This is a genomic window from Pseudoalteromonas porphyrae (assembly GCF_001298125.1).
Taxonomy (GTDB): Bacteria; Pseudomonadota; Gammaproteobacteria; order Enterobacterales; family Alteromonadaceae; genus Pseudoalteromonas; species Pseudoalteromonas neustonica.
The window spans coordinates 60740-73292 of sequence record NZ_LHPH01000008.1 but is presented as its reverse complement, the minus strand read 5'-3'; the positions used below and the strand labels follow the sequence as shown (position 1 = coordinate 73292).

The following is a 12553-nucleotide window of genomic DNA, read 5'->3' as shown; positions in this document are numbered from 1 at the left end:
CTAAGCTGCCTGTGTGGCAGTGAACATGCAATGGCGCGTGGCTGCTTTCGTTTTGCATTTCTAAGCTGCCTGTGTGGCAGTGAACAGTGTGAAGTAACATCAACGACTTGGATTGACTTTCTAAGCTGCCTGTGCGGCAGTGAACGTTAATCCAGTACGACGCGCCTGTTTCAGGATTTTCTAAGCTGCCTGTGCGGCAGTGAACCCTGACAAACTATTCACTTAATGCGCTATATATTTCTAAGCTGCCTGTGCGGCAGTGAACTTAATGTGACAAGGGGGTGTGTTCCTCTTGCAGTTTCTAAGCTGCCTGTGCGGCAGTGAACGTTAATCCAGTACGACGCGCCTGTTTCAGGATTTTCTAAGCTGCCTGTGCGGCAGTGAACAATAGAATATCAGGCAAAAAATAAGTTACAACAGGTGATTAGGTAAAATTATCTATTTTTACCTAATTTTTTAGTGATGTTGTAACTTATTGTTTTAGTTTCTAATTTTTAAAGAGCAAAAATAAAGGTTAAAACTGGGGAATACTAGCCAGCTTTTCTTTATTGCTGTGATTTACACTTAAACCATAACAATTAAATATGCCTGTTTGTTTTTTCCCAATTTCTACCTTTTTGATAAATAGTGGAAATTTTCTACTGTTAGCTGCATCACGTTGTTTAGTTTCTTGGCTTTCTAACCAAATAAAAGGTAATGAGTTAACGGCTTTGGGTTTAGTTTTTTCAAGCTCTGCTAAACAAGTATCAAGCGGTTGACCTGATTTTTCAGCCCAACGTTGTGCTTTACTTAACATATCTTTTTCTATACGCGCCTCACCTTTTACATGCTGTCTAACAAAAGCCGCATAGGTCACATTTTCTGGTACTGGTTTGATCGACTTAATATGTACATAATCTTCCAAACGATTTAGCCATTTTGCTATTTTTAATTTAGTGAGCTGTGCCTCATCATTTGCCAACAACCTTAATTGATTGCCGAGCGGAAATTCATGCTCACCACTTTTTTCAGTGCTATAGCGAGGAAAACTCACTGCAATCGCCGACTCATTTTCAGCGACTTTATTATCAACTAAGGCGATATGCACTTGTTGGTAAACCTTTTGCCAAATGAACCCGAGCGTTATGTCTGCCTCTGGTAATAAGGTGATGTCGAGATAATATTTCATTTTCTTTTTACCTATCTGAAGTAAAAGACTATTTATCGCTTTCGCCAAAAACACCACCACGCACTAAAATTGCCATCACGTAATGTTCATCTTCAATTCGCTCAAGTTCTGCGCCGCGCGCCCATTTATCGAAGAAGGTGTAAAAATCTTGTTTGTCTTTTGGCGTTCTGTACGCTTTTCCTAAATTAGTTACTGCACCATAAGGTTCTATTGCGATAGGCCCAGCGGTTTTTTCGCTATCATCAAATTCAGGATACCAAGTATCAATGCTGCGCAGTGCATTACCTACTTTTTGCGAATGCATTGCGGCAATTCCTTGGTTATCGTACAAAATTTTGCTTTTTTTACCTTTACCTTTGTCAAGCACTAACTCTTCACTTGGGTAGACCTCTTGCGCCTTGCCCACTTGTACAAAGCAATTAATTTCTAACATTAAAAAATCATCATCGCTTGCTAAAGCCGTAGCGATCCGTTCACCTAGTTCAATAACCTGTTGATCGTCATTATTGAAGTGGCGGGTACTAAACTTTGTTGCATCAAATACCCATGATTGCTTACTGTCTTTATTTAATGCATTCACTTGTACTTCTATATTTTCAGCGCCAACTCGGTTACGCCATAAAAAACGAGCATTAGCCAAATTTAAAGCATAACGCTTGCCTAATTCTTTAAAGCCTTCTTTACCTATGTAATCACGTACAGCACTACTGTAACTTTGTTTAAAGAGTGCGTTGTTACACGCTGAAGGTTGATGAACGCCACCAAGCACTTTTAAGGTAAAGTGTAGCTTTAAGGTGTCTTGTTCTGGTGCAAGTGCACAACTATCCACAGTTTGTAAATTGGCTTTTTCTACTTCTGCGTTTAGCTTTACAGGATCACTTTTAATCGCCGCTTTTAAACGATTTGAAATAGTACCGCGCACTGATTTTTCAATTAATTTCAGTGGTGTTTGATGCGCTTTATTGTTACGTTCATTCCATTGTGTGCCATACATATAACCATCAGATGGTACTAATTTCTTTTCAAATGCGAGTACTGATGCGGTATCTTGATTTTTAGCCATGATAATTTTCCTTTAATAAATTAAGTTATGCGTAATAAGAGTCTTCAATTTCTTGTTCTGTTTGAATAATTTTTTGAGTTTGAGCACAAAGATATAAGTTATTGGTTTGATCTGTTTGATAGCGCCACAATATTTCATCAATTGATTTAATGCTGTGTGGCATTTTAAATTCCCCCAAAGTCACAATACTTTCAGCGAAACGATGCGGGGTGTTTGGATCACGCTGATTTTTAGCTTCACCTAATTCAGTCAAACCATGAAAACCGGTCGCAATAGGCACAATCCAACCTTTGTTTTTTCGTTTACTTGCCCATATCACTTTTTCTTCATTCGTTTCATCTACTACTTTTTCACAGTGATGATGAATAACGAGATTATCTAATAAAGCATCCATTGCATCTTGCCCCGCTGCCATTGCCTCAACCATTAAGTCTCTACGCTCAATAATGGCGTAACCGGGCATAAGCTTTCGTGTTAGATTATTTAAATCCTTTGGGTTTCCCACTTCAACTTTAAAAAACAGAGGTTCTTTAAAGCTTAAAATATCCCCACCAGCCATTTTCATATTGCTATTAAGTAAGTGGGTTATCTTTTCTTGTAAGGCTTGTTCATCGTCTTTTTCAATTCCTGTGTATTCAAGTACTAATGACACGTCTAAATGACAACGCGCTTCTTCGATAAATGCACTTCTTGCGCCTGTTTTATCTAACGGATTGCCCGTGCCGATAATTGAATGAACGAAATCATCTACACCTTTATGGGTTTGTAAATCACACTGGTGACTAATTACGGCAACGCTATTAAATTTAAAACTCGTATAACCTTGAGCGCTTAACTTTCGTTGTAATGCGTGCACCGCGCCAAGCCAAGCAGTCATGGCAGGAAAACCAATAGTAAACGGGCTAGAAAGTGCATTGGCGTTATGTACTTTTATATGGGGTAATAATAACAATCGCTTTATGTTGTTCATTTCAAAAACTCCCTATTACGTTCAATCACTTCTGCAAAGTGAAAACGCTCAGCATCACCTAATTTGATGGCTTTTTTATCTAGCACCTTTTCATAACTACGCGTTAACCATGCGGATATTTCAGTGGTGAGTGAATTTAACCATTGCTCTGATTTTTCTCTATCATCAGCAAAATCATCATGTAGCCAAGTGCGTTGCACGCTTGATAATGAAGACGTATCAGCATGGAATTGTGCTTGTGAAACAGCGCGCACTGACCACATTTTTTCAATAAGTAAATCTATGATTTGTTGGAGGTTACGATCTCTCGCATCACGCAGTTTGATATTGTTATAGTCAGTCTGAAATAGTTTATGCAATGCTTTAAAAGCATCGGCGTATTCATATTTTTTAAATGACTCGGTAAAAAAATCACTTTTCGGAAAATGTATACTGCGCTTTTCAATACTCGGTGGTAACGATGATAAAAGGTGTGCTTTACCGCCATTTTGATTATTTAAAACACTAATATTTTGCGGTTTAGTTCCACCGTACCCTATTGTAGTTAAGCCGTAAATTTCACTGAAATCCTGCTCACTAAATTCATTTTTACGCTTTTTATCACGACGTTCTTTTACTTCGTCTGAAAAACGCAATTTATCTAAGCGAGAACGTAATTGATAAACTATGCCCGAATTAGTTAGTAGTGATAATTGATGATAATCATCGTCAACAGGGAAATATACTTGTTTGATTTTAGAGCTAGTTTGAGCTTCAACATCCTTAATCATTGCTAATAAACCTACTTTCAAATCACCATATGGTTCGGTGCAATAACTTAATATTTTCCTCGCTTGTTCGCTATCCTCACGCAAGTGCTCAAAAAATCGCTTACCATCAGCTAAAGTTAAAGACAGGAAAGCTCCTATTTCACCTATACTACCCACTTCTGCGCCATTACCTGTCGAATCTAAATTAATCCCTATAACATTTCCTGTTTTTAGAAATCCATTATTTTCAAAATTTCCTAGATGAATAACAGGTGACACATAAGTTTTCTTTTTTATATTGGTATCGGAAGCTCCAACATCTGGATGAGTAAATTTACTAGGGTGACTTGAAAGAGCCCTTTTAATAGCCCCATTTGATGCATAAGATAACCAATTATTAAGAGAATAATGTGAATCACACTCTTTTATTAAACTCTCCTTTATCTCAATAGGCATTGCAGCTTTAATTTTTTTTCTTTTCCAATTTTCTTTTAACTTTTCAAAAAAATTATCTACTTCAGTTGCTAACATTACTGACCACCTTTTTTATTCACTTTAACTAACCCTAATTGGTCGCTATATTCGTATTGTGCATTCTCACGTTCTACCATATTTATTTCTCCGTAACGTAATGACACTCGCTTAGGTGTAGCTAACCACGGCTCGCTGAGATACTTGGTTAACAAGTTTTTATAATTACGTTCAAACCATAAATTTTGTCGCTGCTGTTCTGTTAATTCTATTTTCTTGATGTTTAGTATCGTTTCTCGATTAATCACTTGATCATTAATATCTAGCAAAGCCTTACCCTTTTCGTCTTTTTCAGTAAAGTAGCATTCGTCTTCATTTTCGTTATAAAACAAAAATAAGTTAATGCTTGGCTCACTTTTTCTAAAAGGGGTTAACACTTGTGGCAAAGCGGTTAAGTACCATGTTTCGGTTAAGTAACCTTGTAGGGTGTTTGCGCCAAATGCAGAAAAGTTTGTTAATTGTGTTGCGGTCACTTGATGCTCAATGAACGCTAATAACTGCTTATCTGCTTGGGTAGGCACTTTTATTCTAGGAATGGCATTTAAACTTTCGTTAATACGTGTTTCATTCACTAATTTATTGAGGTCGTGGCTGTGTAGGGTTTTATCCCAACCGTCTTCATAACCCGGTTTAATGAAATACTTTCCATCTGGCTTATCATTGGTTTTAAATGCCTTGAAGTTATATTGCATTACGCCAATATTAGCCATTTCAACTGCCTCGGCTCTGTGACGCCTTACACGTCCAGCTAGTTGCACAATTGAGCGATAAGATGAGGGTTCAATAATCGCCCAATCAAAGTCATGATCGCGGCCTACTTCTTCAACAGGGGTTGCCACTAAAATAAACAGTATACTGTTAATATTACTATTGTTTTTAGCGCATGAGTCAAGATGTTTACGGATCACTGGATTGGAAAATGCTTGTTGTGGTGCCCCAGCTTTTTCTTTACGTTTTAACACGTCATCGAGGTGTTTTTCTTGTTCATGTCGTAGCAACAAAACTTGTTGACTATGATAAGCCATTACTTTTACTTGAGTATCTTGTGGGTAGTCGGCTTGTAATAAATATTTAGTTAACTCTACACATGGCGTTATATTGGCCACTCGTATCACACCAAATGAAACTTTGATTGCTGTTGTAGGATCAATACTATGATGCAGTTGATGTTTAGTTAAAGTCGCTTGCTTTACTGTTGAAAAATAATGAGACTGCTTGCTTTCTTCAGCTTCATTTTTTGGTGTTGATTCGTCTATCGAGAGTAAAAGACAAGGCACAATTTCTGCTTTACGTTTAGCGACTTGTTTATTTAAGCTGTTAACTCGTTTGTTTATAAAGTTGCCATGATTAGCTTGATATTGCTCAAGGGGGCTATTGCTTTGTGTTAAATCACTTTGTGTTACGTTAACGCTATAAACGTGTGTGGTAAATTCATCTATCCATGCGCAGCCTATTTCAGCTTTTGCTTCGTCTCGACTTTTGGTAAAAATTTGCCAACCTTTTTTGTAAGCATTAAAATAGCCTAGTGCTAAATCTGGCGGAATAGTTGCTGATGAAATCATCACTTTTCTACCTAACATACCCGCTAAGTGAATAAGTCTACCAATTGCGATTAAATCATCACCGGTAAAATCATCTATTTCATCTATCACCAAATCTGACGACATTAACCGTAAGCTAGGCAAGATATAGCGCCCACCTCGTTTGGTTTCTGTCGCTGCCATTAAGTGGTCAATGGTGCACGCTAGCACTGGCGCATATAAAAACTGTTTATCTTTAGTGCACGTTAATACCGTACTTAACCCTTCTTCGGGTATTTCACAATCATAATCTATAAATTCATCTAATAAAGCTTCTTGAGACTCAGAGCCTAATACCTCGCCAGTGATTTCATCTTGTTTAATTTCTCGTTGGTTGTGCAATTCAGCAACCGCCCTTGAACCTATTAGTACGGCAAAATCAGCATTAGTTAAACCTATTCGGTCACGATATTCATCACCTGTTTGTAAAGTTAATGTACGTAACCCCAAAGCAAGAATATAACGTAAGCTTTTACCGTCAGCCGATAACGCACGCATAACCTTAGCGTTAGCAAAGGTTTTACCACAACCTGTGCTTGCCATGTTAACGGCAAAAAAACCGGTTACTTTTTTGTCTTGTTGTGTTTTCCATTCATTAATTTCGGTTACGGCTTTATCTTGCCATTTGAATGCCGTGGGACTCGCCTTTCTTAATGCTTGAATATCTGTTGCAACGGGGGGTTCTTTTTCAAATGCTGGTAATAAATGTGCGGTGTCTAAAGCATTTTTTGCCACGCCTACCAAGTGCTCATCAAGCTTTTGCTTTAGTTCGCTGGTATCTCGATCAGTATTAGCGAATAACCCTGTGCTATCTTGCCAATTTTTGGCGGCATTTTGTGATGAATAAAAGTGATCCCCTAACATCAAACATAACCGCGCATGGTGTAACACCAAACGATAACTACCGTCTTTCATAGCCGATTCAAGTAAAGGTAAGTTATTTAGTAGACTAGTTGCCCAACGTTTTATTTGTTTTCGCCATTCTTTCGATTCAGACAACAAACCATTAGGAAATTCAAAACACTGCTCAACACGTTTATTGTATTCTGCAAGGTCTTGAATGTTTTCATAACCCCATTTTTGAGTGATGCGTTTGAGCATTGAAGATAAATCAGGTGCTTTTTCATCGCGCCAATCACTCTTTATATAAGGCAAGCGGTGATGCGAAACTATTAACCAAGCTAACAATTTAGCCCCATTTGGAAGTTTATCTAATGGTGTTGAATTTTGCGTTTTAAGGCTTACTTTTAATTGTGTTTCAGTAAAAGCGTTTTGCGCTAATTCGGCTAGCCATGTTTCATCATTTTTACTATTTACTAAGGCATTAAGTAATAAAACAGAAATCCATTCATGCCTTAACGGATCACCTTTAAATTTATTTTTACTATTAGGGTTTAACTTCTCTTGAAATAAACGAGACGCTTTCCCCCAGTCATGGAGCAATGCTGAGAGTGCAGTAAGTGACTTAATTAACGGTAGGTATTTCCAATCATTTTCTATTTTACTGTTTAACAATTTTTTTCTCGTACTATTAACTGGTACTACGCCCTGCTCATTAAATTTATTTTTGTTCCCCACCACCCACAAAAACTGACTTCTTGCTCGGCTACGTATCCAGTGGCAACTGACTGCGGTGCTTTTGCTGGCTGTTTGTCGTAGCATTTTTTTAACGGTGACTAAGCCGTCTTCGGTGATGAGCGTTTGCCATGTGTTGTCACCTATACGATTAGCGAAGGCATCAAGTACGCGGCGGGTCTTCTTTAAGGCGTTTTTTTCGCATTGTGATATAAAGGTGACCATCATGGCATTAAGGCCTTCTCGCTTTGACGCGCTAAAGCACGACCTACAGTGTCACGCGCTAAAGCACGACCTACAGAGTCATGCGCTGAAGCACGACCTACAGAGTCATGCGCTAAAGCACGACCTACAGTGTCATGCGCTGAAGCACGATCTACAGAAACGTTATGCATTTTTATCTATCTCTGCATGTGTGGTTAAAGCAATGCTTTTTACAGTTTCGAACATGAAATCGAGTGCTTTATGATCGGTAAATGCTTGTAATATTTGTTGGCGAAACTCTTGCTCGGTTGCGTTTTCTTTCGCGCAAATAAATGCCCAAGGCAGAACGAGTGTGTCTTTTATTAAATCAGCTATATCAAACACTAATGCGCCTCTTCTGGTTTTCCCGTGCATTACGGCAAAACCGTGGGGAATACCTAATACCCACAAGCAGCTTGCGGCTAAGCCATAGGCTAAGTAATTACCGTGGTTTAGAAAGTCATTCGCTAAGTCTGTAGATTTATGCTCACATTTAAAGTCTGTTGTTTGTGTGGCATTAGCTGCAAACTTATAAAGTGCTTTAGTGAGCTGCGCTTCGGTTAGTAGTAATTCGTTTTGTTTGGTGGCGCTTTCTGTGCGTTGGTTAAAGGTCGATAATGCACTTTCTAAATCGGTGAGATTAAAACCATTTTGTTTTAGGTCTTTATCTTTTTGCCAAATTTTAGTGAGGTATTCAATTCGCGCTGCTTGGATCATTTTTGCCGCTATCAGGCGTTTTTCATCATCAAACCAAAAGCGCATCCAACCTTGCAGATATTCTGTTGGACGATATTCACTTTGTGGTGTTAGCCATTCTATAGGTTGCTCAACGTCATTTGCCATATAAAGCGGTGTGCCACCGCCGCCACTAAAACCCACTAATACGCCAGCTTGGGCTAGCATTCGCATTGCGGCTTGGGTAATTGATGTGCCGTTACCCAATAAAATTACGGTTGTATTTGCGATTGGAATATTAAAATAGAGATTCTCTTTCGTGCCTTCGGTTAAATAAAGTACACGCCCATCCTTTTGCATAACACGGCAATATTCCAAGCAATAAATGTTTGCGCGCTTTGAATGCAAAATTGCTTTTAGATCTGATGAGCTAAAGTTTTCCATAACAGTTCCTATTTTGTAAGTGCGCCTACTTTAGATTTGCTTTAGTACTGTTTCAACACTGTATATTTATCACCTGCTGAGTTTTTACGCATGTTTAGTATTACCATGCCATATAAGGTTTAAGTGCCTCTAAGCATGTTGGACTTAAAATAATTTGTTGGGCTTCGGGTTTGGTTTGGTAGCTGTCTAGGTGAAGTTGTTTAAGTAAGTACAGTAATAGCGCGGCGCGTACGGTTATTTTACGTTGGTAACGGCCATTTGGCTGTTTTGTCATTTGATGATCGAGTGCGATAATGTGGGCGCGTTCTGGGGTTAAACGCGGATCGGGCTCTATCACTACGGTTAATTGAGTTTGCCACAATGTGTCGTGACTTTGGTCATATTGCGCCCCCCCTTCAAACTCACATTCACCATTAAAGCGTGTTAGTACAAAGTCTCTAAAGCCACTGTTTTTTTCACAATAGGCGCGTACGTGCCAACGCATACCGTCAAATATTAGATTATGTGGGCTTATTATGCGTGATTCAAATTCGGGGCTGGACACTGAAGCATAGCCTACATCAACTCTTAATCCTTGATTTAATGCACGTAGCACGCCCCTTATTTTGTGCGGTTCAATACTAATTAGTGGTGAACTAAGCCAAGTAAATTGCTGCCAAGTAAGTGTATCTTCACCTTGATTGGCTAGCTTTAAATACGCTGTTAGGTCAAGGTCGATTAAGCATGGGGAAAAGTCTTTTGTTGCTTCATACCCTTTAAGTGAACTGTTGTAACGTAGGCTCTGTGGGTAAAACTGTATATAGTCTTGAATAATATTTGACGCACTTGAACGGCTAATTGCAAAGTGCTTTTGCAAATGATTTGTGGTTAACCGCCCTTCCCAATGAATAATAAGTTCAATAAAATTAAAGCGTCTACGGGTTATATAGTCGAATTGTGGTGTCATGCGTTCCCTGCACTTTTACTGTGACTAATTTAAGTTATCAGAAAAATTATTGATTACAAGCAGAATTCCTTTTCTGCTTGTAAGGGCGTGTTGACCTTTCAGGATTAAAATTTGTTCCAACAAGGGGCGATTTAATCGCAGCGCGAGATTTGTAACCTAGTGGGCTAAGTAAAAGTCGAGCAAAGCTTCCGCGTCCTGCTCACGCCCCTTGGAAGAACCCCGAAGAGCAGCGTGTGTTTGGCATTTATGCTGCGTTATCGCCTACTTATGGGGAACAACCACACACCATAGGCTCTGCCTTGCCTAAATACCAAACATACTGCTGCAAATTTAACCTCGAAAGATAAACATGCCCTAGCTTGTTTAAATCAAAAATTAAACATGCTTTCTAGCGCATCGTCAAAAGACATAGGCATATGGCGTTTATTATTAATCCGATCATTTAGCTCTTCTTTAAGTAGTTTTACTGTGGTGCAGTATCCTAAACGCTCGGATATTTCTTCACACTCACTATTTAAAGCAGCGATATGATTAGTAAAATTATGTTTAATTTGCGCTTTACTACGACCATTAAATTTACGCCATACGAGTGAATGCGGATCATTGCCTTCTTTTTGCTGGCGGTGCAGTTTATTTAACTCAACTATTTTATTTTGCAGTAGCGGAATTAAGTTAGCTTTAGTTTCTTCATCAAAATCTACGTCGTCATCAAAATGAGTTATGTATAACTGCAATAAGGTAAAGCCATCTTTTGCTTTACGGGCCTGCCCTAGTTGCTGCATAAGTTCGTGCTTTTCAGCCTTTTTGGTTGGATCAGGCTCTTTGTCCGGGTGAAGTTTTGCTGCTAAACGTTTATACATTTTGTTTAGTTGCGAGCTTTTAAATAGCTTTTCTAATTTTGCATCCGTCTTTTGTTGTTTAATTTCATCGCGGTCGAATCGTTCGAATTGATCAAAAAAATCATCCCAGTCTTCATCTTGTTCTGCATGTGCATTGCCTGGATTAAATGCATCGTCGTCGCTTTCTTCATCCTCACCAAAGCCTTGTTCATCAAGATGCTGATAAAGTTTTTGGGGATTGACGGCAATTTCTCTCAAGTCTTCATCTGTTAACTCTAAACCGGGGAAATCTTGTTGGAGCATAGTTCGTAAAAGATTCAACTGGGATGAATCAATTGCATTAACTGTATCGTGATTGTGCTTGCTTAAATGCGATTGAAAGATTTGCGTTACTTTTTCAATTTCCAACTCACCAATAAATGGGTGCCCTGATAAGTATTCTAAATCTTCGTTTATCCAATCTACAAGCTCATTGCGCTGCTCAATCGTCAGGCTTTTACGCTGAATAAATTTACTCAGATGAATAATTTGCTCTGCCATCATACGGGCTTGGTGGTGCTCGTGAGGCTCCACTTGCTCTTTAAACTGATTGAATAGCGTACTTTTTTTAATCTCAAAGTTTGCGTTACGCTTGGTGTGCTTATCTATTCGCTGCCATAAACGTTCTAATTCTGATGCAGGTTTCGCTGTCGCTTGCTGTTTTACATTTTGTAAAAAAGTTGTGTTTGTTTTCATTAAAGCTCGTATCTCATCATATTTACACGCATAATCATTGCTCTAGTCTAATAAAAAATCTAAGGAGAGTATACATGGACCCAATTGCGCAAATATTCAACATGCTGTTTACTGTCGAAGCGTTTTTACTCATTTTTGTATTAGTGCTGCTTAAAAGCAGTGTTAAGTTTGTACCACAAAACCGTGCTTGGTTAATCGAACGTTTTGGTAAATATCAATCAACTAAAGAAGCCGGATTAAACTTTATTATCCCATTTATTGATCGTATTGCCGCAGATCGCAGCTTAAAAGAACAAGCACAAGATGTGCCTTCTCAATCGGCCATCACTAAAGACAACATTTCATTGATTGTTGATGGTGTTTTATACTTTAGGGTACTTGACCCATACCGCGCCACTTACGGTGTTGACGATTATGTATTTGCTGTCACTCAACTTTCGCAAACAACCATGCGTTCAGAGCTTGGTAAAATGGAACTTGATAAAACCTTTGAAGAACGTGATCTACTCAATACCAATATCGTAAGCGCAATTAACCAAGCGGCTGAGCCGTGGGGTATTCAAGTATTACGGTACGAGATTAAAGACATTGTGCCACCGCAATCTGTAATGGAAGCGATGGAAGCGCAAATGAAGGCCGAGCGTGTTAAACGTGCACAGATTTTAGAATCAGAAGGTGATCGCCAAGCTAACATCAATGTTGCCGAAGGTAAAAAGCAAGCCCAAGTATTAGCTGCCGAAGCTGAAAAAGCAGAACAAATACTGCGCGCTGAAGGTGAAGCTAAAGCGATTATTGCCGTTGCAGAAGCACAAGCTGATGCATTACGTAAAGTCGGTGAAGCTGCTGATACTGAACAAGGGCAAAAAGCAATTCAATTAGATCTTGCGTCAAAAGCAATTGCCGCTAAACAAGCTATTGCTAAAGAATCTTCAGTTGTTTTACTACCAGATAACGGGACTGATGCCAGCTCAATGGTGGCACAAGCAATGTCGATTATTAATACGTTAAATACTAAACAAAAAAGCTAAACGACTA

At 38.8% G+C, this 12553-nt stretch carries 10 protein-coding genes and 1 CRISPR repeat array (1 of these 11 only partly in view); of the genes, 1 reads left to right on the top strand and 9 read right to left on the bottom strand.

Annotation, left to right across the window (positions count from 1 at the left end; translation table 11 throughout):
- A CRISPR array of direct repeats spans nt 1-386; the repeat unit is 28 nt; unit sequence TTTCTAAGCTGCCTGTGTGGCAGTGAAC; it reaches 4086 nt to the left of the window's first position.
- A 128-nt stretch (nt 387-514) separates the two neighbouring features.
- From cas6f to ADS77_RS09075, 9 genes are all read right to left on the bottom strand, one after another.
- A complete protein-coding gene (gene cas6f, locus ADS77_RS09110) occupies nt 515-1168 on the bottom strand; it encodes a type I-F CRISPR-associated endoribonuclease Cas6/Csy4 (protein WP_054454002.1) in 654 nt (217 codons plus the stop codon).
- 28 nt (nt 1169-1196) lie between these two features.
- Entirely contained in the window at nt 1197-2231 is a 1035-nt protein-coding gene (gene csy3, locus ADS77_RS09105; protein ID WP_054454000.1) for a type I-F CRISPR-associated protein Csy3, read from the bottom strand.
- Nucleotides 2232-2256: 25 nt separating this feature from the next.
- The gene (csy2, locus tag ADS77_RS09100; protein ID WP_054453998.1) at nt 2257-3201 is read right to left on the bottom strand and encodes a type I-F CRISPR-associated protein Csy2; all 945 of its coding nucleotides are present in this window, start codon (nt 3199-3201) and stop codon (nt 2257-2259) included.
- Complete coding sequence (locus ADS77_RS09095) at nt 3198-4481, bottom strand: type I-F CRISPR-associated protein Csy1 (RefSeq protein WP_054453996.1); 1284 nt, start codon at nt 4479-4481, stop codon at nt 3198-3200. Before ADS77_RS09095 ends, csy2 begins: the two co-directional genes overlap by 4 nt.
- The gene (gene cas3f / locus ADS77_RS09090) at nt 4481-7864 is read right to left on the bottom strand and encodes a type I-F CRISPR-associated helicase Cas3f (protein WP_054453994.1); all 3384 of its coding nucleotides are present in this window, start codon (nt 7862-7864) and stop codon (nt 4481-4483) included. The genes ADS77_RS09095 and cas3f overlap by 1 nt, the downstream gene beginning before the upstream one ends.
- A complete protein-coding gene (locus ADS77_RS22355; RefSeq protein ID WP_161803878.1) occupies nt 7861-8031 on the bottom strand; it encodes a hypothetical protein in 171 nt (56 codons plus the stop codon). The genes cas3f and ADS77_RS22355 overlap by 4 nt, the downstream gene beginning before the upstream one ends.
- The gene (cas1f, locus tag ADS77_RS09085) at nt 8024-8998 is read right to left on the bottom strand and encodes a type I-F CRISPR-associated endonuclease Cas1f (RefSeq protein ID WP_054453992.1); all 975 of its coding nucleotides are present in this window, start codon (nt 8996-8998) and stop codon (nt 8024-8026) included. Before cas1f ends, ADS77_RS22355 begins: the two co-directional genes overlap by 8 nt.
- Nucleotides 8999-9098: 100 nt before the next feature.
- Nucleotides 9099-9944: a WYL domain-containing protein gene (locus tag ADS77_RS09080; RefSeq protein ID WP_054453990.1), complete on the bottom strand. Its 846-nt coding sequence runs from the start codon at nt 9942-9944 to the stop codon at nt 9099-9101.
- 368 nt (nt 9945-10312) lie between these two features.
- The gene (locus tag ADS77_RS09075) at nt 10313-11518 is read right to left on the bottom strand and encodes a J domain-containing protein (protein WP_054205018.1); all 1206 of its coding nucleotides are present in this window, start codon (nt 11516-11518) and stop codon (nt 10313-10315) included.
- Nucleotides 11519-11592: 74 nt separating this feature from the next.
- Between ADS77_RS09075 and ADS77_RS09070 the strand changes: the two genes are divergently transcribed.
- Nucleotides 11593-12546, top strand: a complete 954-nt coding sequence (locus tag ADS77_RS09070; RefSeq protein WP_054205019.1) for an SPFH domain-containing protein — start codon at nt 11593-11595, stop codon at nt 12544-12546.
- Nucleotides 12547-12553: the final 7 nt, after the last annotated feature.

Excerpts from the sequence above, each read along its gene's own strand:
- cas6f (WP_054454002.1), bottom strand. The coding sequence starts at position 1,168 with ATGAAATATTATCTCGACATCACCTTATTACCAGAGGCAGACATAACG.
- ADS77_RS09075 (WP_054205018.1), bottom strand. The coding sequence starts at position 11,518 with ATGAAAACAAACACAACTTTTTTACAAAATGTAAAACAGCAAGCGACA.
- csy3 (WP_054454000.1), bottom strand. The coding sequence starts at position 2,231 with ATGGCTAAAAATCAAGATACCGCATCAGTACTCGCATTTGAAAAGAAA.
- cas1f (WP_054453992.1), bottom strand. The coding sequence starts at position 8,998 with ATGGAAAACTTTAGCTCATCAGATCTAAAAGCAATTTTGCATTCAAAG.
- ADS77_RS22355 (WP_161803878.1), bottom strand. The coding sequence starts at position 8,031 with ATGCATAACGTTTCTGTAGATCGTGCTTCAGCGCATGACACTGTAGGT.
- ADS77_RS09080 (WP_054453990.1), bottom strand. The coding sequence starts at position 9,944 with ATGACACCACAATTCGACTATATAACCCGTAGACGCTTTAATTTTATT.
- ADS77_RS09070 (WP_054205019.1), top strand. The coding sequence starts at position 11,593 with ATGGACCCAATTGCGCAAATATTCAACATGCTGTTTACTGTCGAAGCG.
- cas3f (WP_054453994.1), bottom strand. The coding sequence starts at position 7,864 with ATGATGGTCACCTTTATATCACAATGCGAAAAAAACGCCTTAAAGAAG.
- ADS77_RS09095 (WP_054453996.1), bottom strand. The coding sequence starts at position 4,481 with ATGTTAGCAACTGAAGTAGATAATTTTTTTGAAAAGTTAAAAGAAAAT.
- csy2 (WP_054453998.1), bottom strand. The coding sequence starts at position 3,201 with ATGAACAACATAAAGCGATTGTTATTATTACCCCATATAAAAGTACAT.